25 protein-coding genes are annotated in these 25,586 nt (G+C 52.3%); 14 read left to right on the top strand and 11 right to left on the bottom strand.

The window, feature by feature from the left end; translation table 11 throughout:
• Positions 1-41: 41 nt before the first annotated feature.
• Genes ACP9M6_RS04255 through ACP9M6_RS04270 form a run of 4 tightly spaced genes read right to left on the bottom strand, consistent with a single transcriptional unit; the run spans position 42 to position 4,619 of the window.
• Complete coding sequence (locus ACP9M6_RS04255; protein ID WP_427453768.1) at positions 42-1,196, bottom strand: serine hydrolase domain-containing protein; 1,155 nt, start codon at positions 1,194-1,196, stop codon at positions 42-44.
• On the bottom strand, positions 1,193-2,023 hold the full coding sequence (locus ACP9M6_RS04260) for an SDR family oxidoreductase (RefSeq protein WP_427453770.1): 831 nt from the start codon (positions 2,021-2,023) through the stop codon (positions 1,193-1,195). Before ACP9M6_RS04260 ends, ACP9M6_RS04255 begins: the two co-directional genes overlap by 4 nt.
• Complete coding sequence (locus tag ACP9M6_RS04265; protein WP_427453772.1) at positions 2,020-2,823, bottom strand: TIGR03084 family metal-binding protein; 804 nt, start codon at positions 2,821-2,823, stop codon at positions 2,020-2,022. The genes ACP9M6_RS04260 and ACP9M6_RS04265 overlap by 4 nt, the downstream gene beginning before the upstream one ends.
• Positions 2,820-4,619, bottom strand: a complete 1,800-nt coding sequence (locus ACP9M6_RS04270) for an acyclic terpene utilization AtuA family protein (RefSeq protein ID WP_427453774.1) — start codon at positions 4,617-4,619, stop codon at positions 2,820-2,822. Before ACP9M6_RS04270 ends, ACP9M6_RS04265 begins: the two co-directional genes overlap by 4 nt.
• A gap of 139 nt (positions 4,620-4,758) precedes the next feature.
• On the opposite strand from ACP9M6_RS04270, the gene ACP9M6_RS04275 reads away from it, so the two are divergent.
• Genes ACP9M6_RS04275 through ACP9M6_RS04300 form a run of 6 tightly spaced genes read left to right on the top strand, consistent with a single transcriptional unit; the run spans position 4,759 to position 11,605 of the window.
• Entirely contained in the window at positions 4,759-5,496 is a 738-nt protein-coding gene (locus tag ACP9M6_RS04275) for a TetR/AcrR family transcriptional regulator (RefSeq protein WP_427453776.1), read from the top strand.
• On the top strand, positions 5,493-6,674 hold the full coding sequence (locus ACP9M6_RS04280; RefSeq protein WP_427453778.1) for an acyl-CoA dehydrogenase family protein: 1,182 nt from the start codon (positions 5,493-5,495) through the stop codon (positions 6,672-6,674). The genes ACP9M6_RS04275 and ACP9M6_RS04280 overlap by 4 nt, the downstream gene beginning before the upstream one ends.
• A gap of 2 nt (positions 6,675-6,676) precedes the next feature.
• Entirely contained in the window at positions 6,677-7,798 is a 1,122-nt protein-coding gene (locus ACP9M6_RS04285; protein ID WP_427453780.1) for an acyl-CoA dehydrogenase family protein, read from the top strand.
• 35 nt (positions 7,799-7,833) lie between these two features.
• On the top strand, positions 7,834-9,018 hold the full coding sequence (locus ACP9M6_RS04290; RefSeq protein ID WP_427453782.1) for a hydroxymethylglutaryl-CoA reductase: 1,185 nt from the start codon (positions 7,834-7,836) through the stop codon (positions 9,016-9,018).
• A gap of 17 nt (positions 9,019-9,035) precedes the next feature.
• A complete protein-coding gene (locus ACP9M6_RS04295) occupies positions 9,036-10,832 on the top strand; it encodes a DUF5060 domain-containing protein (protein WP_427453784.1) in 1,797 nt (598 codons plus the stop codon).
• Positions 10,829-11,605 (top strand): sterol desaturase family protein, encoded by a 777-nt coding sequence (locus tag ACP9M6_RS04300; RefSeq protein ID WP_427453786.1) that lies wholly within the window; start codon positions 10,829-10,831, stop codon positions 11,603-11,605. The genes ACP9M6_RS04295 and ACP9M6_RS04300 overlap by 4 nt, the downstream gene beginning before the upstream one ends.
• On the opposite strand, the gene glmS is transcribed toward ACP9M6_RS04300, so the two are convergent.
• Positions 11,606-13,423: a glutamine--fructose-6-phosphate transaminase (isomerizing) gene (gene glmS / locus ACP9M6_RS04305; RefSeq protein WP_427453788.1), complete on the bottom strand. Its 1,818-nt coding sequence runs from the start codon at positions 13,421-13,423 to the stop codon at positions 11,606-11,608.
• 291 nt (positions 13,424-13,714) lie between these two features.
• Here glmS and rffA point away from each other — a divergent pair, with 291 nt between their 5' ends.
• The 3 genes from rffA to ACP9M6_RS04320 all read left to right on the top strand — a co-directional run bounded on the left by rffA (position 13,715) and on the right by ACP9M6_RS04320 (position 17,464).
• On the top strand, positions 13,715-14,851 hold the full coding sequence (gene rffA, locus ACP9M6_RS04310; RefSeq protein WP_427454750.1) for a dTDP-4-amino-4,6-dideoxygalactose transaminase: 1,137 nt from the start codon (positions 13,715-13,717) through the stop codon (positions 14,849-14,851).
• A gap of 72 nt (positions 14,852-14,923) precedes the next feature.
• A complete protein-coding gene (locus tag ACP9M6_RS04315) occupies positions 14,924-16,468 on the top strand; it encodes a hypothetical protein (RefSeq protein ID WP_427453790.1) in 1,545 nt (514 codons plus the stop codon).
• 27 nt (positions 16,469-16,495) lie between these two features.
• Positions 16,496-17,464 carry a glycosyltransferase family 2 protein gene (locus ACP9M6_RS04320; RefSeq protein WP_427453792.1) on the top strand — a complete coding sequence of 323 codons (969 nt, stop codon included), beginning with the start codon at positions 16,496-16,498 and terminating at the stop codon, positions 17,462-17,464.
• A 14-nt stretch (positions 17,465-17,478) separates the two neighbouring features.
• Here ACP9M6_RS04320 and ACP9M6_RS04325 read toward each other — a convergent pair whose 3' ends face one another.
• Together ACP9M6_RS04325 and phbB are read right to left on the bottom strand one after the other, a co-directional pair.
• Complete coding sequence (locus ACP9M6_RS04325) at positions 17,479-18,036, bottom strand: acyltransferase (RefSeq protein ID WP_427453794.1); 558 nt, start codon at positions 18,034-18,036, stop codon at positions 17,479-17,481.
• A gap of 17 nt (positions 18,037-18,053) precedes the next feature.
• Positions 18,054-18,782, bottom strand: coding sequence for an acetoacetyl-CoA reductase (phbB, locus tag ACP9M6_RS04330; protein WP_427453796.1), 729 nt, complete (start codon positions 18,780-18,782; stop codon positions 18,054-18,056).
• An 85-nt stretch (positions 18,783-18,867) separates the two neighbouring features.
• Between phbB and ACP9M6_RS04335 the strand changes: the two genes are divergently transcribed.
• Positions 18,868-19,305, top strand: a complete 438-nt coding sequence (locus tag ACP9M6_RS04335; protein ID WP_427453798.1) for a GtrA family protein — start codon at positions 18,868-18,870, stop codon at positions 19,303-19,305.
• A gap of 51 nt (positions 19,306-19,356) precedes the next feature.
• On the opposite strand, the gene ACP9M6_RS04340 is transcribed toward ACP9M6_RS04335, so the two are convergent.
• The 3 genes from ACP9M6_RS04340 to gap are packed head-to-tail and all read right to left on the bottom strand — an operon-like array spanning position 19,357 to position 22,625.
• Positions 19,357-20,403: a class I fructose-bisphosphate aldolase gene (locus ACP9M6_RS04340; protein ID WP_427453800.1), complete on the bottom strand. Its 1,047-nt coding sequence runs from the start codon at positions 20,401-20,403 to the stop codon at positions 19,357-19,359.
• A 24-nt stretch (positions 20,404-20,427) separates the two neighbouring features.
• Positions 20,428-21,609: a phosphoglycerate kinase gene (locus ACP9M6_RS04345; RefSeq protein WP_427453802.1), complete on the bottom strand. Its 1,182-nt coding sequence runs from the start codon at positions 21,607-21,609 to the stop codon at positions 20,428-20,430.
• Positions 21,609-22,625, bottom strand: coding sequence for a type I glyceraldehyde-3-phosphate dehydrogenase (gene gap, locus ACP9M6_RS04350; RefSeq protein WP_427453804.1), 1,017 nt, complete (start codon positions 22,623-22,625; stop codon positions 21,609-21,611). The genes ACP9M6_RS04345 and gap overlap by 1 nt, the downstream gene beginning before the upstream one ends.
• Before the next feature lie 155 nt (positions 22,626-22,780).
• On the opposite strand from gap, the gene ACP9M6_RS04355 reads away from it, so the two are divergent.
• Complete coding sequence (locus tag ACP9M6_RS04355) at positions 22,781-23,110, top strand: DUF4164 family protein (RefSeq protein ID WP_427453806.1); 330 nt, start codon at positions 22,781-22,783, stop codon at positions 23,108-23,110.
• Between the two features lie 3 nt (positions 23,111-23,113).
• Positions 23,114-23,473, top strand: coding sequence for a cell division protein ZapA (locus ACP9M6_RS04360; RefSeq protein WP_427453808.1), 360 nt, complete (start codon positions 23,114-23,116; stop codon positions 23,471-23,473).
• A 203-nt stretch (positions 23,474-23,676) separates the two neighbouring features.
• Here the strand turns inward: ACP9M6_RS04360 and ACP9M6_RS04365 are convergent, their stop codons facing one another.
• Complete coding sequence (locus tag ACP9M6_RS04365) at positions 23,677-24,141, bottom strand: hypothetical protein (protein ID WP_427453810.1); 465 nt, start codon at positions 24,139-24,141, stop codon at positions 23,677-23,679.
• Between the two features lie 41 nt (positions 24,142-24,182).
• On the opposite strand from ACP9M6_RS04365, the gene ACP9M6_RS04370 reads away from it, so the two are divergent.
• Together ACP9M6_RS04370 and ACP9M6_RS04375 are read left to right on the top strand one after the other, a co-directional pair.
• Positions 24,183-24,743, top strand: a complete 561-nt coding sequence (locus ACP9M6_RS04370; RefSeq protein ID WP_427453812.1) for a 5-formyltetrahydrofolate cyclo-ligase — start codon at positions 24,183-24,185, stop codon at positions 24,741-24,743.
• The gene (locus ACP9M6_RS04375; protein WP_427453814.1) at positions 24,740-25,564 is read left to right on the top strand and encodes a TIGR00282 family metallophosphoesterase; all 825 of its coding nucleotides are present in this window, start codon (positions 24,740-24,742) and stop codon (positions 25,562-25,564) included. Before ACP9M6_RS04370 ends, ACP9M6_RS04375 begins: the two co-directional genes overlap by 4 nt.
• Positions 25,565-25,586 lie beyond the last annotated feature (22 nt).

The raw sequence follows: 25,586 nt of genomic DNA on the forward strand, positions 1-25,586 counted from the left end.
GCTGCAAGCCGAAAATGCAAGATTTCGAGCTCTTAATTCCGCTAGATACAGCTGTAAGCCGCATCGACCAAGCTCTGGCCGCGATCATTTAACAAAGTTCCGCCGCCCATTCGGTTCATTGTATACCCAAAGGCGAAGCCTGCCACCGGATCCGCAAAGCCAATCGATCCGCCCATACCGACATGGCCAAATGCAGCTTCGCCCATAATGGCGGAATTCCCTTCGCCGTCCAAATGACGGTTATCAATATTGAGCATAAATCCCTGCCCAAATCGCGTCGGGATGAGGAGTGTGAGATCATCACCCTCGGAGACAGGCTTTGCCATATCCGTCTGACGGTCTTTCGACAGGAGAGGCGTTTCACCGAAAAGGCTGCCAAACATACCCGCAAGGCCCCGTGCATTGGAGATACCACCGGCCCCGCCTATCTCGGCCTGCCACGCGTTCGGCGCGTCGAAATACCACCCGCCATTATTCGCAAAAGCCAAGGCTTGAAGAGAGGTCGGGTCCGTCATCATGGCTTTGACAAAATCTGACGGGACATCCCCTGGCGTAGGTTTATAGAGAATCATTTTTGAGACGCGCTCAAACTCTGATTTGGGGAGGCCGATATGAAAGTCGACGCCATAGGGCGTGGCGATTTCGTCCTTGAAAAACTGACCCAGACTTTTGCCTGATACCCGCCGCACTAATTCCCCCACGGTCCAACCAAATGTCACCATGTGATAGCCGTGATCGGTGCCGGGTTCCCAAAAGGGTGTTTCTGCCGCGAGTTCTTCCGTGACATAATCGAAATCCAGAAAACCGCCGGGTTTCACAGGATTGCGCAGGGCCGGAACGCCGCTGCGATGGCCGAGCATATCGCGAACAGTTGTTTCGCCTTTACCCGATGCCCCAAATTCCGGCCAATACTCCGTGACCTTCGCATCAAGTTTGAGTTGGCCGCGATCAATCAAGATCTGCGCGCAGAGCGCCGTGGCGGCTTTCGTGCAAGAGAACACAATCGACATTGTATCGCGTGTCCAAGGTGTTTCCTTATCCGCATGGCTTCCGCCCCAGAGGTCGACAAGAGTTCGGCCCGAGGCGTCGCGGATACAAATACTGGCGCCGACTTCGCCGCGTTCCACGAAGTTTTGTTCGAAAACCTCCCGGACAGATTTATATGCGGGATCGTAATGGCCTTGAACAGCGGTCATGAATGCGTCTCCAACCATGCCAGCGCCGCATCATAATCTTCTGCGAGAGATTTCGCGCGGATATCAATCATGGGTCTGGCCTCCGGGTCGTTGAACACATGCAATCGTCCTTCGGCCATCATGGCGAGTGTGAGATCTGCTAAGCACGACGCTTCCATCCCGTTAGAGACGAGGTCCTGTGTCATCGTCAGAGCGCTGCTGGTGGCGGCGTCCAATATGCTGGCGGACGGACGATTATCCCCCGAATGCGCGATATTGGATTTCACCCAAGTCGGGCAGAGTGTTGTGACGGTGATATTTTTCTTCGCGAGTTCCTGCGCGATGGATTCTGTATAGCCGACGACGGCAAATTTTGTCGCGTGATAGGGCGGCATATATTCGGTCGTCATGTGACCGGCCATGCTGGCTGTGTTGAGGATAAACCCGCCTGAGGCTTTTGAAATGAGCGGCGTGAAAACTTCCACGCCGTGGACCACACCCATCAGGTTGATATCGACAATCCAGCGCCAATCCTCAATCGGGGTCTTCCCGGACCGTCCGGCCAAGCCAACGCCCGCATTATTCATGACGATATTCACGCCGCCAAATGTCTCGACGGTTAGGTCGGCGGCCGCTTTCACAGCCTCCAAATCCCGCACATCACAAAGTGTGGAGGAGAGATTATCCGACGCGCCGCCCAGTTTTGCAATGGCGTCCTCTAATCCCGGGCCATCCACATCCGCCATCATGACTTTCGCGCCTTTGCTCAAGAGGGCTTCGGTCAAGGCATAGCCAATGCCGGAAGCGGCGCCCGTGACGAAGGCGATTTTATCTTTATAGGGATTCATGATGTGGCCTTATATCGGGTTCCGGGGGCAGGGGGCGTTTCGGCGCCACCGGCAAAACATTGCGCATTCGCCATCCAGCTTTTCGCCGTCTCACCAATGCAATTTAAATCAGTATCCGCGACGTTCCGGCATTGCGTCACGATCTGGCAGAAGCTTTCCGCCGATCCTTCGACGCGATTGTCCGTCTGCGGCTCGTTCCATGTCCAAATCTGGCCGGAGGGCGCGGTGAGCTTAACGAAAGGTTTCGGCGTAGGGGGTGTTTCTCCGCGCACTTTGAAAGACCAGCTATAGGTTGTCACACCGATATGCGCGACATTTTTCAGACGGTCGGCATTTTTGCGCTCGACACCTAGCACATCGAAGATCGCCTGCGCATGGGCCCAATGTTCCATCTGTCGCGCAATGATGCAGGACCGCACGGACATATCCGGCCCGACCCATTTCACGCGGGTATCGGGGGCGGCGACTTGAAAGCGCTCGCACATAACGGGGAAATAACCCGCCCAATCCGCAAAGATGTCTGCATCTGATTGGCCCGCAAAATAGATCTTTTGAAACTCAGGATGCGATTTGCCTTGTCCCAGTGACCCCATGGCAATGCCGATAAATTCTGCAAAACCATTTGGGTCGGTCAGTGTCAGATCAGCCGCAATATTCCAAGCGTGAAGGTGGCCGATAATGTCGCCAATGGTCCAGTTTTTGAACAATGTGACGCGGTCGAAAACCTCAGGACCATAGTCGGAGAGCAGGGCGTGAATTTGTTCACATTCCTCGCTAAAGTCTTTTGCTTCCGGGGTCATCGGTTTAATTGCGCGGCAATCTCTGCCTGGACTTTGATGGTCTGCGCCAGTAGGACCTGTGCGAAGCCTTTGGCCTGCGGGTCATTGCGCAGGCTCGCCGCACCGCCGCCGCCGAGGGCGCGGTCCATGAGGAAATTGATCGCGCGGGAACCGGGCAGATAGAAGCGTTCGATCTCTGCCTCATCTTCCATGAAATGCGCCATGGTTTTCGCGACAAATTCCGGGGTCAGAGCGGACCAGAGCGCTGACACATATTCCGCGTCCCGTGCGATAATGCCGATATTCCCCTTATCTCCCTTATCGCCGGATCGCGCCCAAGCGAGGTCTTCGACGGTGACCTCGACATCACCGGACACAGGTTCCGGTGTGGCTGGCCGCTGTGGATTTGGCGCAACTTCGAAGACGGCATCCTGATATGTTGTCACCTCCCCGTCGACATCTATCTTTGCTGTAATCTCAGCCTTCGGCGTGAGATAGGAAAAGAGCCGCACAACAGGCGAAGGCCGCGGACGCCCCGCCCCCGTAAAGGCCGAGAGGCCCGGCGGTGTTGCGAGAAAGACGCCCGTCATTTCTTTGAGGAAAATCCCCACACCTTTGGCCTCGGGATGTTTCACTGCAATTTTTAAGACGGCCTCAGAGGCGTCAATCTCCACGCCCATTTGTGACCCGCCGCCAATGATTTCCTGACTGATTTCTGTAAATTCACCGAGGTTCGAAGCGCGCAAAACTCTTTCGGCGCGTTTGATGGCGGCATCGCCAAAGGCTTTCGCCTTGGCGGTTGAGCGGTTACCGTAAAAGGTCAGATATTGTCCCGCGCGAAACCCGTCCGCATAGGTCAGGCAGGTTTTATAATGGGTCGGCGCGGCGCGGCCTTTGGCGGGGCTGACGTAAACGCGATCTTTGCCCTGTTGCTTGATCACGACATCGGAGAAATCACACGTCACATCGGGTAGGAGATAGCTCTGCGGGTCGCCAATTTCGTAAACCATCTGTTCGCTGACAGTGCCAACACTGACAAGTCCTGTCGTGCCGGAGGGCTTTGTCGTGATGAAACTCCCATCCGCGCTAACCTCCGCGATGGGATAGCCGATCTCTGCGATATCTCCCGCCAATTCCCAATCGGTGAAATTCCCGCCTGTAGTCTGTGGGCCGCATTCCAGAATATGTCCGCAGAGCGAACCACTCGCCAACAAGTCCCAATCCTGCGCGCCCCAGCCGAACTCATGGATACAGGCACCCAATGTGACGGCACTGTCCACGACACGTCCCGTAATGACGATATCCGCGCCCGCATCCAAAGCTTTCGCAACGGGAAAAGCGCCGAGATAGGTGTTCACACTGGCGACTTTATCAAGCTCTGGCAGAGGTGCGCCGGAAAACATATCTGTCGGCGGCGCGGCGGAAATCATGTCCAACTCGCCCATTCTGTTGTCGCCGGAAATGACAGCCACTTTCAGGTTTAATCCCGCCTCTGCAATAATCGCGCGCACGGCTGCGCCGCAGGCTTCGGGATTTACGCCGCCCGCATTCGCGATGAGCGTAATGCCCGTCTCCGCAATCTCTTTAATATGAGGGCGGATGACGGCTTCGACGAAATCAGTCGCATAGCCGCCTGTCTCCGGGTTTTTCGCTTTTGACCGCGCCAAAATCGACATCGTGATTTCGGCCAGATAATCGTAGACGATATAGTCCAAACGGACATCGCCGGAGCGGTGCGCGGCGAGCAATTGCGGCGTCGCCATGGCGCTCTCGCCCCAATAGCCCGACGCCCCTGCAATATTGACAGTTTTGGTCATGATGAAAGTGTCCGCATCATTTTGACCCTGACAGCGGTGCTTGACTCGGGCCGTTTGCTGAATAGTAATTCAAGAAAATTGAATACGCTTCAGACTTGTTAAGTCAAGTCGCAGCAGACCTCGCGGGAGAGCGATAGACATGGCATCCGGGCCGGCAGAGACGACACAAAGCGCCTCCGGCTCTGATGCCATGTCACTTTCCAGGCCCGCTCAGACCCGGCAATCGCGGGTGCGTCAGAAAGAAGGCGTTATTGTTTCTGCGGCGCGGGAGATCTTCATTGCGAATGGATATGCGCGGACGACGATGGCGATGATCGCGCGGGAAGCGGGCGTCGCCGACGGAACGCTCTATACTTATTTTGAGAATAAGGACGCTTTGGCGCGGGGTGTCATTTCCGATTTTTATGCCCGCCTGACTGAGAGTGCGCAATTGGGTGTCGATGCGCGAAAGACAACGCGTCAGAAATTGGAATTCCTTGCGCGCAATCACATTGAATTGGTGATGGAGGAATATGGCATTTTGGAAATGCTGCCCATCCTGACCTCCAGCCTGTCTGAATATTCGGGCAGTGATATTTACACGCTGAATAAACACTATGTCGGTGTGTTTGATGCGATTATTCGCGATGGCCGCGCCCGGGGCGATATCGCCGTTGAGAGCAAGGTCTGGATGTTACGCGACATCTTCTTTGGCGCATTGGATCACGGTGCAAAGACGATGATGATCCGGTCGAATAAAACGGACACGAAACGCCTGATTGACCAGCTTGTCACAATGATGCTCGGCACGGGCGCAGGCGGCGGCTCACTGGCCGAGCGGATGGAAGCGGTAGCCGAGCGCATGGAAAGCGCATTAAAACAGGTGGAAGATAAATGATTTCTGTTGAAGATTTTGCCATCGAGGCTGAAAAATGGTTTGCGGAAAACACACCTGCCGCGCCGGATTTTATGCTGCCGCTCACCTTTATGGAGGTCGGCACGGATGAACAGTTTGAGTTCCTCCGAGATTGGCAGCGCAAAGTCTATGAAGCTGGATTTCTGGGCGCGGCGTGGCCGTCGGAATATGGCGGCGGCGGCCTGACCGACGCGCATCAATCTGCAGTGACAAAGGTGATGCGGAAACTGGAAGTCCCGATTATGATGAATACAATCGGGCTCAGTTGGGCGGGCCCCCTCATTCTCGATATTGGATCAGAAGCGCATAAGAAAAAATATATTAAAGGCATTCTCTCAGCGGATGATATCTGGTGTCAGGGCTTTTCTGAGCCGGAAAATGGTTCTGATCTGGGCAATGCGCAGCTTCGGGCTGTGCGCGATGGTGACGACTATGTTCTGAACGGGTCTAAGATTTGGACAACCCACGGGCATTACGCGAAATATATGATCCTGCTGGCGCGGACAAATCCTGACGCGCCGAATAAATATGCGGGCCTCTCCTTCATCCTGACACCGATGGATGTACCCGGGGTGGAGACGCGCAAAATCAGGAAGCTGACGGGTGAGCATGGCTTTACCCAAACCTTCTTCACGGATGCTCGCGCGCCCGCAGATGGCCTGATGGGCAATGAAGGCGAGGGATGGAAAATCGCCATGCGCACGCTGGAATATGAACGCGGCGCGCGTGGGGGTCAGGCGGGAGGTTACTCTATAACCGAGCCCGACCCGCTCGCGATTTTGGATCTCGCGCGGGAAACAGGTCAGATCAATGACCCGGTCGTGCAGGACGATCTCATTGATTTTATTATTGATGCCCAAACGCTGTCACTCAATCAGAAACGCGCCAAGATCGGCTCGCTCATGCGGGATAAGCCTGCGGGACTTCCCCTCATGGACAAGCTCGTCAAAACGGAATTTGCGCGGGAAATCAATCAATATGCGCTGACGCTACAGGGGACGCGCGGCGCCTATTATGTCGATGAACCCAATGCCGTCGATAAGGGCTGGTGGCACCGGAATTATCTGAATGCTTTCTCAGCAACTATTGGCGGCGGGACGTCGCAAATCCAGCGCAATATTATCGGGGAACACGTCCTCGGCCTGCCTAAGAGCTATTAGTCATGGATTTAGGATCGCTGGGAATAACCGAAGAGCAAGTCGAGCTCATGGATGTGGCGGAAAATTTCTGCCGTGAAAAATCCGATATGGCGACGGTCAGAAATCTGCTGGAAGACGTAAACGGGTTCACCCGCGATCTCTGGGATGAGGTTGCCGCGCTCGGTTGGCTAGGCATCGCGGTTCCGGAGGAATACGATGGCGTTGGCCTCTCTCTGGCTGAGGTCGTCCCCGTTGTCGAGCAGATGGGCCGTCGCATGATGGGTCTGCCATTTGTGACATCCACAGTGGCGGCACAGGCTATTTTATTCGGTGGGACCGAGGCGCAGAAACAGGACATTCTGCCAAAGATTATAAACGGGGAGGCGGCGACGCTGGCGTTGTCCGAGATTAACGGGTCCTATGACCTTACAAATATCGAATGCGAAGCTGTTAGGACGGCGGAGGGATTCAAACTGTCCGGGACAAAAATCCTCGTCCAAAATTTAGACATTGCGGGTTGGATTGTTTTGAGCGCGAAGCTGGACGGGAGTCCGGCGGTCTTTGTCTTTAATTACAATTTAATTAACGCCACCCAGATGCGCCGAGAAAAGCTGATTGATGAGACGAAACGGTCTTATGAGCTAAATCTCGACGGATTGGTTCTGCCGGAAACGGCCTTGATGGACCTAGACAAGACGGCAGTTACACTCGACCGTATCGATCTCGTCGCCAATCTGCTCGGCAGTGCGGAAATGGTCGGCGGGGCGCAGGCCTGTATTGATTATACCGTGGACTATCTCACGACGCGCAAACAATTCGGGAAATTGATTGGGTCCTATCAGGCGCTGAAACATCCAACCGTGGACGCCTATATCGGCTATGAAAAAGCGCGGTCCCTGCTTTATGCGGCGGCCAACTCCTTCGAGGATCAGGGGCAGGGCGAAGTGGCCACGCGCATGGCGCGTGTCGCGGCGGGGCGCGCGCTGTCTTATGCGGCGGACCGGTCCATCCAATTTCACGGCGGGTTTGGCTTCACCTATGACTGCGACGCACAACTCTATCGTCGCCGCGCGATTTTCCATGACAGTCAATTTGGTGACGCCCGCTGGCACAAGGCGAAATTGGCAAAAATCTTATTTAATTAGTTTCTATCTTTCTTTTGTGCCGTTAGGGTTTCCGTATGACACAAGACACACGCGGACCGTCCATTCCTCGCGATAAAGCGGATAACTTTACCCAAGGGGCGATTCAGTCCCGCCTCGACTTTATACAGGCGCAGACAGGCACGGCTCTGAAACATGTTCCGCAAACGAGTCAGGACCCCGCGCAGCTCCCCGGAAATTTAGAAAACCCGATCGGCGCGGCGCAGGTTCCCTTGGGTTTGGCAGGCCCTATCAGAATTAATGGCGAACACGCGCAGGGTGATTTTTATGTGCCGCTTGCGACGACTGAAGGGACTCTCGTCGCCAGCTATTCCCGGGGCATGCGTATTCTGTCGGAAGCGGGCGGTGTGAAGACAACTGTGGTTGAACGTTACATGCAACGCGCCCCTGTATTTCATTTTGCAGATGCCCGCGCCGCGCGCGCGTTTCGGGATTGGTTCAAGGCCAATTGGCTGGAAATCAAAGCGGCGGCAGAGAGCACAACCCGATCCGGGAAATTGTCCCACGTGGAACATTACGGCCTCGCGAAAATGCATTATACGCGCTTCAACTACACAACGGGTGATGCCGCCGGACAGAATATGTGCGGCAAAGCGACGGACGCGGCGTGCAAATGGATCATGGCGCATTACGAGGCCGATATTCGATACACGCTGTCCGGCGCAATCGACACGGATAAGAAGCATAGCCAATTAAATACGATCCATTCGCGCGGAGCACGTGTTGTGGCGGAAGTGACTCTGCCCCGCGATCTCGTCTTGAAAATGACGCGGGCGGATACGCGTGATCTCTACCGCGCGCGGCAGGTTTCCATGATGGGTGGCATGCATGCGGGGACATCGAATAATGGCGTCCACGCGGCCAATGCGCTGGCGGCCATTTTCATTGCGACGGGACAGGATGCGGCTAATGTTGCGGAAAGTCAGGCTGGCCTGACTTATGTCGAATTATTGGAAAATGGCGATCTTTATTGGTCCATTACACTCCCATCCCTTATCGTCGCGACTTATGGCGGCGGGACTGGATTGGCGACGCAGCGCGAATGTCTGGAAATGCTGGACTGTTATGGCAGCGGCAAAGTCGCGAAATTTTGCGAGATTGTGGCGGGCACAGTTCTGGCGGGTGAGATCAGTCTCGCGACCGCCGTCGTGTCGGACGAATGGGTCGAAAGTCACGACGCGCATGGCCGCAATCGCCCGTGAGGCGACTTGTCTTTGGCTTGGCTGTTCTTCTGACGGCCTGTACGCCTAATCCTGACACATCGACAGAAATCCAGACCCAGATATCTCTCATTCAACCTGCTACCCCTTTTAGCGGGAAACCTATTACACTCGATTTTATAGGTCCGGAAACATCGGAAACGGCTGAGCCCAATCCATTTACCGATATGCGCCTGACGGTTGATTTCACGCAGGGAGATCAAGAAATCCAAATACGAGGGTTTTTTGCAGCCGATGGTGACGCGGCCAATACAGGGGCGACCCGCGGAAATATTTGGCGGGCGCACTTTTCTCCGCCTCGCGCCGGGCTTTGGAATTGGAGCGCACGACTGGAAAGCGGTGAGGGCATCGCGCTGGATTTTGAAGCAAGCGGTACTGCCATCCCCCTTAATATGTCGAGCGGTAGTTTTGAGGTCACAGACCCCGTCCCGATTTTGCGAACCGAGGGCCAGTATTACCGGTTTTCGGATGGGCGGCGGTTTCTGAAAGGCGGCACGAACTCGCCAGAAAACCTGCTCGGCTATGTGGATTTTGATGGAACTTACCGCATGGAGACGCAGATGCGCAGCGGCGAAAGCAATGCGACGGACAGGGTGCTGCACAGCTATGAACCGCATATTTCCGATTGGCAGGCCGGTGATCCGACCTGGCAGGACGGGAAAGGTAAAGGTCTGATTGGCAGCCTGAATTATCTATCGGATCGCGGGATGAATGCAGCCTATTTCTTGACCTTTAATATTGGCGGGGACGGCAAAGATGTTTGGCCGTTCCACGCGCCCGATGATTTTACGCGCTTTGATGTGTCCAAGCTCGAGCAGTGGAATATCGTTTTCGATCATATGATGTCCCGGGGTATCATGATGCATGTCGTCTTGCAGGAGACCGAGAATGAACTGACGATGGATGCGGGCGAGACCGGACCGGACCGCCAGCTCTATTTTGCTGAACTCATCAGTCGGTTTGCCCATCACCCGGCATTGGTCTGGAATTTGGGCGAGGAGAACGGCCCCGTTTTCTGGAGGCCTGAAGGGCAGACGGATGATCAGAGGCGTGACATGGTGACGGCGCTGACACAGCTGGACCCCTATGATCATCCCATTGTTTTGCATACCCATTCTGAACCCGCAGATAAGGATCATATTCTCGACCCACTGCTTGGGTTTAACGGGCTGGACGGCCTGAGTTTTCAAATCAGCAATCGTCGCCTGGTCAATTCAGAGACGCAGAAATGGGTGGCGAAGTCCAAAGCCGCCGCACAGCCTTGGGTCATGACCATGGATGAAATCGGACATTGGCATACGGGGGCCCGTACAGATGCTGTCGACCCCACACATGACAGTCTGCGGCGTCACGCACTCTGGGGCCACCTTCTTGCAGGCGGTGCTGGCGTCGAGTGGTACTTTGGCGGGTTACATGAGGCGAATGATCTGAAATCAGAGGACTGGCGGAAGCGTGAAAACCTCTGGGATCAAACGCGCCACGCGCTTGAATTTTTCGAAACGCATTTACCCTATTGGGAGATGGTGCCTTGTGCAGGAATCATTGATCGCGCGGATAGTTATTGTTTTGGAAAAGACGGATTATACGCCATTTACTTAATCGAAGGTGGAACGGGGATTTTGTCCCTGCCTGAGGACAGTGGAATTTGGGAGATTAAGTGGTTCGATCCTGTGACAGGCGGCGTCCTACAAATCGGCACACACGAAAATGTGACGGCGGGATCCTGGGTCGAGCTGGGTTTTCCTGTGCCGTATGATGGTCGTGACCGCGTGGTCCTGTTAGAGCGAACACCATGACCGAAGGTTCTCTCAGACTGAGCATATTTCTAGGCGTTCTTATTACAATGGTCGCCCTAGAGTCTCTGTTTCCGGCACGTGAGCGTGTTCAAAAACGAAGCTCGCGCTGGATCACAAATTTCGGGATGGTCGTGATTGATACGCTGGCCATTCGCATTCTCTTTCCAATTATTGCCGTTGGGGCTGCGCTTTGGGCGGAAAGTCAAGGGCTGGGTCTGTTTAATGTGACCAACCTCCCCGTCTGGGCGGAGGTCGCGCTCGCCATTATCTGTCTCGATCTGATTATCTATTGGCAACATGTCGCCTTCCACCGCATTCCGGTGCTGTGGCGCTTGCATAAGGTCCATCACGTGGACCGCGATCTGGATGCAACATCCGGACTCAGGTTTCATCCCGTGGAAATCGTTCTGTCCATGTTAATCAAGATGGCGGCGGTCGTCGCACTCGGCGCACCGGTCCTGGCCGTGATTATTTTCGAAATTGCGTTGAATGCGTTTGCGCTTTTCAATCATGCAAATGCCCGGCTGCCTAATTGGCTCGAACGCCCGCTGCGGCAAATCCTTGTGACGCCGAAACTCCACCGCATCCATCACTCTGTGATTGAGCGGGAAACGAATACGAATTTCGGATTTTCCGTCATCTGGTGGGACAAGATATTCCGCACCTATACGGATAAACCAGACGGTAATTTGACGCTGGGTCTGTCTGAACACCAAACAGATGCGCCGTCAAAACTCCTCTGGAGTTTGGCGCTGCCCTTCCGGCGCAATTAATTATTCGACAGTCACCGACTTCGCGAGGTTTCGCGGTTGATCCACATCCGTGCCCAAATGCACCGCCGTGTGATAGGCGAGCAATTGCACGGCGATCGTTGTCAGAATGGGCGCGACAAAGCTATCACTGCTGGGTACGACAATCATATCGGCTGCCATATTGGCCGCGGACTTCGCGCCGATTTCATCGGTGATGAGCGTAATCCGCGCGCCGCGACTGGCGACTTCCTGCAGGTTTGAAATCGTTTTTTCAAACAGCTCATCATAAGGCGCCAGCACGATAACCGGTGTACCGTCCTCAATCAGGGCAATCGGTCCATGTTTTAACTCGCCCGCCGCATAGCCTTCGGCGTGAATATAACTGATTTCTTTGAGCTTCAGCGCACCTTCGAAGGCAATAGGAACTTGACTGCCGCGCCCCAGATAAAAGGCGGATTTTGCCTTGGATAATTCAAAGGCGAGTCCTTCAATCATTTTGTCCAATTCCAGGGCTCCGGTGACTTTTCGCGGTAGCTTGATGAGTTCACGCGTCAGGCGGATTTCGCCTTCGCGCGACAATGTTCCACGTGAAACAGCGGCAGAGAGCGCGAGCGCCGCAAGGGCCGTCAATTGCGATGTGAAGGCTTTCGTCGACGCCACGCCGATCTCTGGGCCCGCGTTAATGGGTAGCGCAATATCGGCTTCCCGCGCCATGGTTGACGTCATGACATTGACGAGCGCGGCGGTTTTCAGTCCCGCCTCCTTACAATATCGCAGCGCTGCCAATGTGTCGGCGGTTTCACCGGATTGCGAGACGGCGAGGAAGAGCGAGCGGTCGCCCAAGACGGGGCGGCGATAACGAAATTCTGAGGCGACATCGATATCCACGGCGAGGCCTGCGACTTGTTCAAACCAATATTTTGCAACCATTCCCGCATAACAGGCCGTCCCGCAAGCAATGATGATAACGCGGTCAAAGTCTTTAAAGTCGACAGATTCCGGAATATTCGCGCTGAGCCGGAACTCATCGACATAATTGCCGAGTGTTTGCGTAATCGTTTCGGGTTGCTCGTAAATTTCCTTGAGCATGAAATGGCGATAATTACCTTTTTCCGCCATGGCCGGGCCGCCGGAAATGATGGTAACATCACGCGTGACGGGCTGGTCTTTCAGGTCGAAAATTTCGAAACCGTCAGGCCGTATGACGGCCCAATCGCCTTCCTCTAGATAGATGAGGCGGTTCGTTAATTGCGCCATCGCCATCGCGTCAGACCCTAAATAATGTTCATCATCCCCAATCCCGAGGGCGAGCGGAGACCCCGCACGGGCGCAGAATATTTCGTCTTCCACACCGTCAATGATAACGCCAAACGCGTAGGCCCCATGGAGTTTTTTCAGGGTTGCGGCAAACGCTTCGCGGGGTGTTTTCCCGTTTTCCAACTCAACATCGACCAGATGGGCAACGACCTCTGTATCCGTTTCTGTCCGAAACTCGCGCTGGCCTTTCAGGCTTTCGCGTAGATCTAGAAAGTTCTCAATGATACCATTATGGACAACGGCAACACGGCCTGATTTATGCGGGTGCGCATTGGTTTCATTCGGAACGCCGTGCGTGGCCCAACGCGTATGTGCAATCCCCGTCTGACCGTTTAAGGGATGATCTTTGATATGGGCTTCCAGGTTCTTAATCTTGCCTTCGGCGCGCGCCCGGGAGAGTTCTCCACCGCTCAGGATCGCAATTCCCGAACTGTCATAACCCCGATATTCCAACCGTTTTAGACCGTCGACAAGACGGTCCGTGACGGTTGTTTGTCCGGCAATCCCGATAATCCCACACATATTTCGGTTTCCCTCTCAATTTGAACGTTTCTAACACTTGATGCCTTATAAAGTCTAAAAATGGGTCAAATTCGGTAAACTTATATTCTACTTTCAGTTTTCTCATAAAACGGCTGATCTGTATGAGTTGGGCATATTTATGAAGTGGGAATAGAGACCAAATTATTGGACTTGTTGCGTCGCCAAGTTTAAGTCAAAGGCCGATAGGCGCCGATATGGTCCCAGCCTATAATATGCGACCTATATAATACAGACGTGATACGCCTTATGATAAGAGATTTATGAGACATGATGAAAATACCGTTCAATAGACCCGGCCTGCACGGTAGAGAGCTTGAGTATATTCAAGATGCTATTAAACGTGGGAAATTAGCTGGCGACGGGCATTACACATCTCTCTCAAATGCTCTCATTGTGGATTATACGGGCGCGCAATCTGCACTCTTGACCCATTCAGCCACGGCAGCTTTGGAGATGGCGGCTATACTCTTGGATCTTGGGCCCGAAGACGAAGTTATTATGCCGTCTTATACATTTGTCTCTACGGCGAATGCAGTTGTCTTGCGCGGCGCAACGCCCGTCTTTGTTGATATTCGCCGTGACACTTTAAATATTGACCCTGAAAAAATAGAAGCTGCCGTCACCTCAAAAACAAAAGCTATATTCGTCGTTCATTATGCGGGTGTCATTTGCGATATGAAGGCCATTCAGGCCATTGCGGATAGGCATGATTTGATTGTTGTGGAAGATGCGGCACAGGCTTTGCTGTCCGAACAGGACGGGAAAAAAGCAGGCAGCTTTGGCGCAATGGCGGCTTTTTCCTTTCACGAAACAAAAAATATCATTTCCGGAGAAGGCGGCGCCCTCTCGATTTCAGACCCGCGTTTTATTGAGCGCGCGGAAATTATTCGCGAGAAAGGCACGAACCGGAAACAGTTTTTCCGCGGTGCCGTCGATAAGTATACATGGGTCGATTTGGGAAGCTCTTATTTGCCGTCTGAACTTACGGCGAGCTTTCTTTTTGCACAGTTAGAGATTGCCAAGGATTTGACGAAAAACCGTCTTGCGGCCTGGGATAGATATCATACTATTCTGGCTACTTATGAAGCGGACGGGGTAATTGAGCGGCCGACAGTTCTGCCGCAGGGACAAACACATAATGCGCATATGTATCAAATCTTACTCTCGACACCAGAGTTGAGAGAAAATTTCATTGCCGGTATGAAGGCACAGGGCGTCATCACGCCGTTCCACTATGTGCCCCTGCACTCTGCGCCTGCCGGGAAACGCTTTGGCCGAAGTGAGGGAGATATGAGCGTGACGGATGATATATCAGCCCGTCTTGTCAGACTGCCAATGTTTGCCGGTGTAGATGCGGAACAGGATGAAATTATTGAAATTACGTGCTCTGTTTTGGATACCCTTTAATTTTTAAACCTGTTTCGTGCTTAAGAGGCTCCTTCTTCATGTTTTTTATTTTAGAGAAAAAAATAAGCCTTTATGTCTGAAACCCCTCAAACAAGATTTTGGCGTCTTCAAAATATTCTTACGGGTGTTCTTGTGATCGCTCTCGCGTCATTGTGGCTACATTTTATATTGGCGATTACACCCGGAAATTATTATACGGCAGACGACGTCAATTTTTTTGCACCGCTTATAAGCGAATATCTGGCGACAGGGGACAACTCTCTCTGGTTGAAGCCACAAGGGCCTCATATTCACATATTTTACAAGTTTCAGACACTCATTTCGATGAAGTATTTTGGTTGGAGTACACATTTCACTGAAGTTTTAGGCTTGATAACGTTAGTCGGTTTTGGCTGGTTTTTTAAACACAAAGAAGCTGAGCTGGCTACAGGTTCGCAAATCGCTAAGTCTAAACGTCAAATGCATATTCAGAGTTTTACATTCTTTTTCTGTAATATTGTTTTCCTGGCTGTCGTCCTTGGACATATGAATAAGCGCAGCTTCGAGTATCATATGTTGGCTTTGAACAACCCGACCTTGTTGTGTTTAGGCGCTATTTGTCTTTTTAGTTTTGCGCAATTATTGACAGAGAAGAAGCCGTTCACATTAATGCCTTTTATAGCATTTGCAGTGAGTAGTTTTCTACTCATCGTAGTCATGGCAACCGCGTTTAATTATTTTGTACTCTTAGCGCTCCTCATCATGTCGCTTGTTGCGGCAGGCCCGTCTCTTCTGACAGCTTTGATGAATATTATCCGTCGACGCGAAACTGGCTCTTCCTTACTCAAATGGTTCGTGACTTATCGGGCTGCATTTCTGGCGGGTGTATATTTCTCCATACTGACCCTTATTTATTATGCATTAGCGTCCGGTGAAGCGTCTCGTCCTGCAGCAGGTGGGCTTTCACTTTCACTGAAATTTTTCTCAGATTTAGCTTTTTCAAGTACAGGTCTGACTGGTTTTCCAGGGTTAAAACAATCAGCATCACTGAGCTACGGCGTGCTCGCCCTCGCGATTTTAGTTTCCGGCCTTATTTTTAAGTCTAATCATGTCAGAAAAATTGATAAAGTTTTTTTCACAGGTGTCATTTGTTTTGTGATTTCGTTTGCAATTGGATCTTCCTGGTTAAGAGGACAAAATGTTGTTTTGGCTCCGCGATATATTTTTAGTTTCAGTTTCTTTTGGATAGCTGTTGCCTGGATATTGGGGAGATTGATTTTATCCACTGTCGCAGGTCATCAAACAACAAAAAGGACTCACCGCTCAAACGTCGAGACCGTCATCTCGGCTACAATTCTTTTAACGATGTTGGTTTTTTGTTTTAACGGAATGCAGAAAACAATGAGTTCAGTAAAATTTCTCAAAAAATATCACCAAGCCCGCGTTCACACTGCATTATATACACCTTTGGATGAAATTGAAGATAATGACTTGAAGGCGTCTGTATTCTGCAATCTCAAATCAGATCAATGCACAACTCAGGTTCTAAGGATGAGATGTTTTGCGAATTCTTTGTCAGGTGAATTTTGTGCGACAGGTACGCAGGAGCAATTGATCACCGCTCTGGATAAATTGTAGAATATTTACTTAACGATCGATTTTTAAATGTCAGATACTCTTAAACCTAAAACCCATATTGCCGTGATTGTTCCGGTCTATAACAGCCTCAAAACACTCCCTGAATTGATCGATAGGCTTGAGGCGACGTTATCAACAATAACGTCGGATTATCAGATCGTTCTTATTGATGATTGCGGTCCGCAACCCGTTTGGCCGGTTATTGCTATGCACGCCAAGCGTAATCCCCGTATTGTGGGGCTTCGACTGAGCCGTAATTTCGGTCAGCATGCAGCCATCACGGCTGGAATTAAATTTGCCAATTCTGATTGGTATGTTGTTATGGATTGTGATTTGCAGGACAGGCCTGAGGATGTAGCTCTTTTGTATCAAACCGCAATGTCCGGCAACCATGACTCGGTCCTGGCCGTTCGCGGAGATGAAGACGTTGGGACCCGCAAGAAATTAGGGTCAAGAGTCTTTAATTTCGTCTTGAATAAACTGGCTGATATTCCCGTGAGTACAGATGTTGGGAACTATAGAATATTTAATCAAGACATGGCCGAAGCCTACCGGATGTATAACGAGCAGATGCGCCTTTTTCCCGCACTCATGTCCCACCTTGGATTTGATGTTGGACGTGTTGAAGTTAAAAGACCCGCGCGACTGGAAGGTAAAAGTGGCTATTCATTTTCTAAACTTTTTGAACTCGCATTTGACAGTATCGTGTCAAATACCATCAAGCCCGTTTATTATATAGCGACTTTTGGTTTTTTAGTGGCCTTAGCGGCCATATTATACACAGTCATTCTCGTTGTCCGAAAATTGGTGTTTGGCATTAGTGCAGAAGGCTGGGCTTCTACAATGGCGGCCATTTTAATGTTAGGTGGCATACAAATATTGGTGACAAGTTTTGTCGGGATTTATGTCGGAAAGGTGTTTTTCCAAGTCAAACAAAGGCCGAGCTATATTCTACGTGAAACGACTGTTGATAGAATTAAAGCGGATATGAAATAATTTTATTGGGCGTATCATTCCTCCGCCAGATATTGTTTTTCAAGCTCTAAGAGGTCCCGCGAGCGATCTTTAATACGTTTTGCAGGGACGCCAAAGTAAATCGACCAAGGCTTAGTCGATCGTGTCACCATTGACATCGCGCCAATAGATGTCCCTTCCTCAATTGTAACGCCAGGTAAGATAACGGCGTTTGTGCCAATGATACAATGGCGACCCAGTCTGACCGGGGCTTCGATTTCTTTCTTATACTTAGCCGGTACAGTTGGATTGGTGAGTGTGCCTCCTGAATAATCATCTGATTGTGCAAAAACTTGTGCGCCATATGCAAGGCCGGAAAAATCTTCCATTGTCACGCCAGGGCGTCCTCCCGCTATATGAGAATAGACGGCAAGATGGACATTTCGTCCGATTGTTACATTTCCTGAAACAACACAAAAATCATCAATTCTGGAATTATCGCCTAAGCTGATTTGACTGTGCCCATATATGGCTGCGCGCTCTGAAACTTTGACATTTTTCCCAATAGATTTAAATCCAAGCTTGGCCAAATCGTCTTGACTGTAAAACCCCATGATCGTTTCCTTTTAAATTAGACGAGGTGCTGTGCCCCATTCGCGGTTAATGTGCTGCCTGTAATGAAACTCGACGCAGGGTCTGCTAGGAACTCAACACATCTCGCGATTTCATCAGCTTTACCGAGACGGCCGATAGGTATTTTTGCTATGATTTTATCAAGAACTTTTTCCGGGATACTCGCCATCATATCCGTTTCTATATAGCCTGGTGCGACGGCATTGACGGTTACGCCGCGCCGCGCGCCTTCAAGCGCTAAGGTCCGCGTGAACCCCAAGACTGCAGCTTTTGTCGCGGAATAATTCGCTTGTCCCATTTGCCCTGTCTGGCCGTTAATAGAAGAGATATTTATAACGCGACCATATCCGTTTTCGATCATGGACGGCCAAATTAAATGCGTTAGGTTGAAAACACCGTTAAGGTTTGTGTTTATGACATCTGACCACATTTGACGATCCATTTTATGAAAAAATCCGTCTCTCGTAATACCTGCATTATTCACTAAGACAGATATTTTTCCATATTCATTTTGAATGTTCTCAATTGTGTCTGCGCAGGTGTCATAATGGCTCACATCGCATTTTAAAATATGAACGTTCGTCTCGCGTTTGAAATTATTCGCCTGTTCTTCATTTTGATTATATAAAGCTATGACCTCATATTCGGCCTTTATAAGCCTCGCCGATATTGCGGCTCCGATACCACGTGTACCACCCGAAACCAAAGCGATCTGTTTTTCGGGCATTATTTATCCAGACTCATAAAAATTTTAACGACTTTATCCATTAGTCAGCATTTCAACGAGGTTCAAGACAGTATAAAGGCAAAAAATGCTGAAAGACATTTATAGGTCGAGCCTTGAATTTGTGAGTTCGAAAACGGGTTTGCCAAGTCAAAAGCTCTCGCAAATTTTACGTTTTTTGATGGTTGGTGGCGGCCTTAATCTTGCTTTGTTAGGCCTTGTTTTTGGACTTGAACAGTCCGGGTTTGGGTATGATTTTGCGTTACTGATCACGAATATAGTGGGTTTGTTTATCAACTATATTTTGAATCGAACATTTGTCTTCGGCAGTTCAGGCCGCGTTATTAGAACGGCCGCCCTATATGCTTTAACATATGCCAGTGTATATGTGCTGCAACTTGGTCTTTACCGCGTTATCTTTGCAACAGACCTTTTTCACGAATATCTCGCAATTATTTTGACTGTCGGTATTACGGCGATATACGCTTATATCATGTTGGAAAAAGTCGTTTTCCCGGACAAATAAGAAAACTGTAGATGGACAAAAGAGTCTATCTACTTGTTTGAAAATCGAGCCTTAAGCATCCACCGTATCATCAATCTCCGCGCTCCACTCGCCCTTACTTGCGAGGCCGTTCATGCGGGCGCGGTGATTGAAGGCGGTTTGTGCGGCATCGTAGTTCTCGGCCTTGCCCTTCCACGCAAATAGTGCGGATTGCTGTAGCGCACGGCCGAAGGAATAAGTCAGCTTCCACGGGAAGCCTCCAACCTTGTTCATCATGTCGAGATTGCGTGTGGCTTCCTCATTCTCCTGCCCGCCGGAGAGGAAGGCGATGCCGGGAACGGCGGAGGGCACAGTGTCTTTCAACACTTTGATCGTGCGCTCCGCAATTTCTTCGCGCGAGGGCTGCTCCGCGCATTTCTTGCCCGCCACAACCATATTCGGTTTCAAGATGGTGCCTTCCAGTTTCACGCCCTGCTCATAAAGCTCGGTAAAGAGGGAGTTCAGAACTTTCTCCGTGACTTCGTGGCAGCGCTCAACTGAATGATGCCCGCCCATCAGGACTTCGGGTTCGACGATGGGGACGATGCCCGCTTCCTGACAGAGCGCGGCATAGCGGCCCAGCGCGTGGTTATTAGCCTTCATACCGCCGCGGGTCGGGGTGCTGCGGACATATTGGTCGGGATGGGAGATTTCGATGACGGCGCGCCATTTGGCGAAACGTGCACCGAGCTCGTAATATTCCGCGAGGCGCTCGCGCAGACCGTCAAGGCCTTGCGTAATCGTTTCGCCCGGACGTCCGGCCAGTGGCGTGATGCCCATATCAACTTTAATGCCCGGGATTGCGCCCGCATCCTGCATGAGCTTCACGAAGGGTGTGCCGTCGGCCGCGCTCTGGCGGATCGTTTCATCATAGAGGATGACGCCGCTAATATGGTCTTGCATGGCGGGTTGCGTGCGGAACAACATTTCGCGCCAATCGCGACGGTTGGTCTCGTTATTTTCGACATTGATAGACGTGAAGCGCTTGCCAATGGTGCCGTGGCTCTCATCCGCAGCGAGGATGCCTGTGCCGGGTTCGACCATTGCGACGGCGATTTTATTGAGGGCTTCGATATCCATGGGACGCTCCGTTAATCTATTTATTTAGGCTGTTAAAATGTCGACGCCGGGCAGGGGTTTGCCCTCCATCCATTCGAGGAAGGCCCCGCCGGCTGTGCTGACAAAGGTGAAATCGTCGATAACATCGGCAAGGGCGAGGGCCGCGACAGTATCGCCGCCACCTGCGACGGCGATGATCACATCTTTTTTGCAGAGCTTTGCCGCAAACTTTGCGCATTCGACCGTGGAAGTATCAAAAGGCGACATTTCAAAGGCGCCCAGCGGTCCGTTCCAGATGAGCGTCTTGGACGCTTCCATCACGTCGAGAATGGCGGAGACCGTGTCCGGTCCGGCATCCAAAATCATTTCACCGGATTTCACGTCGTCCAATCCGCAGACGCGGCTCTCGGCATGGGCTTTGAACTCGCTGGCCACGACGACATCGACGGGCAAGACGATTTCGCAATTGTCTTTTTTGGCTGCCGCGAGAATCGCCAGCGCTTTATCCTTCAGATCCTTCTCGCAGAGCGACGCGCCAACATCATGGCCTTGCGCAAAGAGGAACGTATTCGCCATGCCGCCGCCAATGACGAGTGTATCAAGGCGTGTGACGAGGTTTTCCAGCAGGTCGATCTTTGTGGAGACTTTCGCCCCGCCGACAATCGCCATGACGGGCTTAATCGGGTGGTCCAGCGCAGACGCGATATGGTCCAATTCCCGCGCCATAGCGAGGCCGGCATAAGCGGGCAGATGCGCGGCCACGCCAACAGACGACGCATGCGCGCGATGTGCTGCAGAAAAAGCGTCCATGACGAAGAGATCGCCAAATTCCGCGAAATCTTTGGTTAACGCCTCATCATTCGTCGTTTCGCCTGCATGGAAACGCGTATTTTCTAACAAGGTCACATCGCCGTCTTCCATGATTTGAACGACATTCGGATTCATGTCTTTCGCGAAATTGACGGGATGGTTCAGGGCTTCGGCGAGGGCCGGAACGACGAATTTGAGGGATAGCGCCTCATCCACTTCGCCCTTGGGTCGGCCAAAATGCGAGAGCAGCACAATTTTTGCGCCCTTCTCCCGCAGATGATTAATCGTCGGCAGCGCCATGCGGATGCGCATATCATCAGTAATATTGCCGTCCTCATCGCGGGGCACATTAAAGTCCACGCGCACAACCGCTGTTTTGCCTTTCAGCTCCGCATCTTCGAGACGTTTGAAATCCATTAGGCTGTTCCCATTTGCTGACCCATCACACGGGTCACATCTATCATTCGGTTAGCAAATCCCCACTCATTATCATACCACGCAATAATCTTGACGAGATCGCCATCCATGTCCTTGGTCAGGAGCGAGGCAAACGTCGCGCTGTTCGGGTCATGGTTGAGGTCGGAGCTGACGAGCGGATTTTCAGAATAACAAATTACGCCCTTCATCGGACCTTTGACCGCGTCGCGCATGTAGCTGTTCACTTCCTCGGCGGATGTCCGCATTTCCGGCTGGAACGCCAGATCGACCATGGAGACATTCGCCGTCGGCACACGCACGGCAGAGCCGGAGAGACGCCCTTGCAATTCCGGAATGACAAGGCCGACGGCCTTGGCGGCCCCGGTCGAAGTTGGGATCATGTTCAACCCGGCGGCGCGGGCGCGGTAAAGATCTTTGTGGGAATTATCGAGGATGCGCTGATCCTGCGTATAGGAATGGACCGTCGTCATAAAACCGCGCTTAATCCCGACACTGTCCATCAGGACTTTGGCAACGGGGGCGAGGCAGTTGGTTGTGCAGGACGCGCAGGAGACCACACGGTCATCCTTCGTCAGATTCTCATGGTTCACGCCGTAAACGATGGTTTTATCGACATCCTGCCCGGGCGCGGAGATCAGCACAGCTTTCGCGCCGGCTTTCAAATGCGGTTGTACGCTCTCGCGTGACCGGAAAATACCCGTACACTCCATGACAACATCAACGCCCATCTCGCCCCATTTGACGGCACCGGGATCGCGTTCATGGCTCATCGCCACTTTGCCACGCCCGTAATCAATGTAATCTTCCCCCGCATCAACTTTGAATCCAAAGCGTCCATGCACACTGTCATAGCGGAGGAGATGTGCGGAGGTTTCCAATGCGCCGGGCGAATTGATCGCGACGAGTTCTATGTCGGCAATATCATATTCGGCGAGCGCACGCGCGACCAACCGTCCAATGCGGCCAAAGCCGTTAATTCCGATCCTGACAGTCATTCCAGCGTCCTCTTTGACGGGCTGCGTGAAGCCCGCACCCCATGGGCAGGCCGTACAAACAAGTCAACATTAAGCCCTTGTTTAAACGCAAATTGCGGGCCATTCTGTGCAAAATTCGGATGCGATTGGAAAATTAAATGCATGACAGCGCTGACATGAATTCTGCCAAGGCGGCTCTCGAGTCTGCGGTCGATTCGCTGGAGGCCGCAATCGGTCCCATTCTCTCCCGCATGAAGACGTTGGAGGCCTCGTCCCAGGACTCGGAGGCTTTCCGCGAGGACCGCTCCAAACTCGCCGCGCAACTGGACGAAATGGCGGCCAAGGCTGAAGAGGCGGCGGAGCGGGCACGGCTGGAGGCTGAGAAAGCGCAGGCCGCGACCGCGCAATTGTCAAAACGGGAACAGGAATTTTCAAATCTGGCGCGGGAGAGCGAGGCTGAACTTGACCGTGTGATGGGCGTGGTACGCTCAGTCTTAGGAGCGTAAGCCATGGGTAAAGTCAGCCTCGATATTAATGGTCGTAAATATGCGATGGGATGCGAAGACGGTGAAGAAGAACGCCTCCTGCGCCTAGGCCAGAAACTCGATGACCGCGTCAATCAGATGGCCAATCAATTCGGCCAGATCGGCGATCTCCGTCTGCTCGTCATGGCGGGGATTACGATGATGGACGAGGTCGAGGACACAATGCAAAATATCGACCTGCGCGTCGATGCCAAAGCTGCGGGCCTGCGCAAAGAACGCGACGCCGCCACGCTGGCCAGCGCGAAAACGCAGGCGGAGGCCGCGAAGACATTGCACGCGGCGGCGAGACGGATTGAGAAATTGGCGGCGAAGCTAAGCGATTAATTCGCCTATTGCACTCAATGGTGATGACGCCCACATAGCCATTCGACGGTCGCTGCGGGTTGCGTGTGAAGCACTAATCCACCGGACCTTACTATTCCTTAGGGAGCTGGCTCTGTTCAGACCGTGGTCTGTTTAATTCCGGCGCCCACCTCAAATTGAGGTTCACGAGGATTCTTAAGCCTCCACGGACATCGTGGTGGCCGTCACACTCCCTTAAATTGACATCTGACGCGCGCCACGGGCACGACGCCTTCACGTTCATTCTCGCCCACGCCTTCCCCCACAATCCAATAGAATTTGTCGGGTGAAACAAAGAACATATGCCATTTATGTAAATCACCATTTTCCAGCGTTCGTGTTTCATCATCATATTGTAATGTAATCCACCGTTCCTGCACATCGAGAACGGGTGATGTGGAGGTGAAGTCATTTTCCCCAGTATGGATAGCCTTATAGCGCAGGTTTTCTTTATCGATGGTGATCCTCACAGGAGATGTATCGCAATTTCTATAGGAATCTATCTGCTCTGGAGTCAGGTCTTCGGGGATATTTTCAACATCTATCCCCCAAGATCCTGTTGCCCAATCCAGAGCGCCTTCTGCATGGGATGCGGCAGGGAGACTTGTCGCGATGAGTAGGATAAACGCACTTGATATTGGTTTCATCATAAACTTGGAACATCGTGTAGATATTGGAGATTGGTACACGCATGCGCGATCAGATTTATAAACTCAAGGCGCAGGCGCGATCAGACTCTAAGGAACGCCGCGCAGATATTTATAAGCAAAATCCTAAAGTCGATCTCTTAAGACTGTCCGGTTTTAAGTCTCACTCAAATATTGTGGCTGGTTTTTCCCCGATTAACGATGAAATTAATGTCTGGCCTTTGCTCTATGATCTTCAAAAGGAAGGCTATGACATCTGTCTCCCCGTCGTTGAGGCGGTTGAAAGGTCTCTCATTTTTAGGCGCTGGACCCCTCAATCCGAGATGCAGACAGATCGATATGGTGTGTCCTATCCAATAGAAGGCGCAATTTTGACTCCAAAATGTGTCCTCGTCCCGCTCCTTGCGTTCACACCTGACGGCAAACGCCTCGGTTATGGCGGGGGTTATTATGACAGGACGCTGGCAAAGCTCCGTGCGGAAGGTGACGTTTTCGCTTGCGGTGTCGCCTATGCGGGGCAAGAGGTGGCGGACTTGCCGACGGACGCGCATGACGAACGTCTGGACGGTATATTGACGGAAAAAGAGTTCAGGACGTTCAGATGAAAATTGCCTTTTTTGGAGACGTTGTCGGACGGTCAGGCCGCAATGCCGTGACGCGGCATCTACCCGGTCTGCGCAAAAAGCTCGGTCTCGACGCGGTTGTAATCAACGCGGAAAACGCGGCGGGTGGTTTCGGCATTACGCGCGCGACGGCCGAGGAACTTTTTGATGCGGGCGCGGATGTCCTCACCCTTGGCAATCACACGTTCGATCAGGCGCAAGGTATTTCGGTCATTGATAATGATAGCCGGATCATCCGCCCTTGTAATTATCCAAAGGGCACGACGCCCGGACGAGGCGCCGGCCTGTTCGAGGTCAATGGCTACCAACTCCTCGTCGTGAATGTCCTCGGAAGCGTGTTTATGGACCCGCTCGACAATGCGTTTCACGCCGTGGACCGAGAACTGGAAGCCGCTCCGCTGGGCGCGGTCGCGGATGTCGTGCTCGTCGATGTCCATGCCGAAGCCACGTCAGAGAAAAACGCCATGGGATATTTCTGCGACGGCCGCGCCAGCCTCGTTGTTGGCACGCATCAACATGTCCCGACGGGCGATACGCGCATCCTGCCGGACGGCACGGCTTACCAGACCGATGCGGGCATGTGCGGCGATTATAATTCCGTCATCGGGATGGAGATCGAAGAACCGCTGCGTCGATTCACAACCAAAATGCGCGGCGGACGGTTCACAACGGCCAGCGGCCCCGGCACGCTTTGTGGGGTCTATGTTGAGACGGGCGCGAACGGATTGGCGGTGCGTGCGGAACCCATTCGGATGGGCGGGCAATTGGCGGAAGTGGTGCCCGCAGTCGAGCTAAGCGCCTGACATTTACCAAGCTGTCATTTGA

This window comes from Litorimonas sp. WD9-15 (assembly GCF_050271975.1).
Taxonomy (GTDB): domain Bacteria; phylum Pseudomonadota; class Alphaproteobacteria; order Caulobacterales; family Maricaulaceae; genus Litorimonas.

What these genes read in the sequence shown, in the direction of transcription:
- ACP9M6_RS04255 (WP_427453768.1), bottom strand. Translation starts at nt 1,196, where the DNA reads ATGACCGCTGTTCAAGGCCATTACGATCCCGCATATAAATCTGTCCGG.
- ACP9M6_RS04260 (WP_427453770.1), bottom strand. Translation starts at nt 2,023, where the DNA reads ATGAATCCCTATAAAGATAAAATCGCCTTCGTCACGGGCGCCGCTTCC.
- ACP9M6_RS04265 (WP_427453772.1), bottom strand. Translation starts at nt 2,823, where the DNA reads ATGACCCCGGAAGCAAAAGACTTTAGCGAGGAATGTGAACAAATTCAC.
- ACP9M6_RS04270 (WP_427453774.1), bottom strand. Translation starts at nt 4,619, where the DNA reads ATGACCAAAACTGTCAATATTGCAGGGGCGTCGGGCTATTGGGGCGAG.
- ACP9M6_RS04275 (WP_427453776.1), top strand. Translation starts at nt 4,759, where the DNA reads ATGGCATCCGGGCCGGCAGAGACGACACAAAGCGCCTCCGGCTCTGAT.
- ACP9M6_RS04280 (WP_427453778.1), top strand. Translation starts at nt 5,493, where the DNA reads ATGATTTCTGTTGAAGATTTTGCCATCGAGGCTGAAAAATGGTTTGCG.
- ACP9M6_RS04285 (WP_427453780.1), top strand. Translation starts at nt 6,677, where the DNA reads ATGGATTTAGGATCGCTGGGAATAACCGAAGAGCAAGTCGAGCTCATG.
- ACP9M6_RS04290 (WP_427453782.1), top strand. Translation starts at nt 7,834, where the DNA reads ATGACACAAGACACACGCGGACCGTCCATTCCTCGCGATAAAGCGGAT.
- ACP9M6_RS04300 (WP_427453786.1), top strand. Translation starts at nt 10,829, where the DNA reads ATGACCGAAGGTTCTCTCAGACTGAGCATATTTCTAGGCGTTCTTATT.
- glmS (WP_427453788.1), bottom strand. Translation starts at nt 13,423, where the DNA reads ATGTGTGGGATTATCGGGATTGCCGGACAAACAACCGTCACGGACCGT.
- rffA (WP_427454750.1), top strand. Translation starts at nt 13,715, where the DNA reads ATGAAAATACCGTTCAATAGACCCGGCCTGCACGGTAGAGAGCTTGAG.
- ACP9M6_RS04315 (WP_427453790.1), top strand. Translation starts at nt 14,924, where the DNA reads ATGTCTGAAACCCCTCAAACAAGATTTTGGCGTCTTCAAAATATTCTT.
- ACP9M6_RS04320 (WP_427453792.1), top strand. Translation starts at nt 16,496, where the DNA reads ATGTCAGATACTCTTAAACCTAAAACCCATATTGCCGTGATTGTTCCG.
- ACP9M6_RS04325 (WP_427453794.1), bottom strand. Translation starts at nt 18,036, where the DNA reads ATGGGGTTTTACAGTCAAGACGATTTGGCCAAGCTTGGATTTAAATCT.
- phbB (WP_427453796.1), bottom strand. Translation starts at nt 18,782, where the DNA reads ATGCCCGAAAAACAGATCGCTTTGGTTTCGGGTGGTACACGTGGTATC.
- ACP9M6_RS04335 (WP_427453798.1), top strand. Translation starts at nt 18,868, where the DNA reads ATGCTGAAAGACATTTATAGGTCGAGCCTTGAATTTGTGAGTTCGAAA.
- ACP9M6_RS04340 (WP_427453800.1), bottom strand. Translation starts at nt 20,403, where the DNA reads ATGGATATCGAAGCCCTCAATAAAATCGCCGTCGCAATGGTCGAACCC.
- ACP9M6_RS04345 (WP_427453802.1), bottom strand. Translation starts at nt 21,609, where the DNA reads ATGGATTTCAAACGTCTCGAAGATGCGGAGCTGAAAGGCAAAACAGCG.
- gap (WP_427453804.1), bottom strand. Translation starts at nt 22,625, where the DNA reads ATGACTGTCAGGATCGGAATTAACGGCTTTGGCCGCATTGGACGGTTG.
- ACP9M6_RS04355 (WP_427453806.1), top strand. Translation starts at nt 22,781, where the DNA reads ATGAATTCTGCCAAGGCGGCTCTCGAGTCTGCGGTCGATTCGCTGGAG.
- ACP9M6_RS04360 (WP_427453808.1), top strand. Translation starts at nt 23,114, where the DNA reads ATGGGTAAAGTCAGCCTCGATATTAATGGTCGTAAATATGCGATGGGA.
- ACP9M6_RS04365 (WP_427453810.1), bottom strand. Translation starts at nt 24,141, where the DNA reads ATGATGAAACCAATATCAAGTGCGTTTATCCTACTCATCGCGACAAGT.
- ACP9M6_RS04370 (WP_427453812.1), top strand. Translation starts at nt 24,183, where the DNA reads ATGCGCGATCAGATTTATAAACTCAAGGCGCAGGCGCGATCAGACTCT.
- ACP9M6_RS04375 (WP_427453814.1), top strand. Translation starts at nt 24,740, where the DNA reads ATGAAAATTGCCTTTTTTGGAGACGTTGTCGGACGGTCAGGCCGCAAT.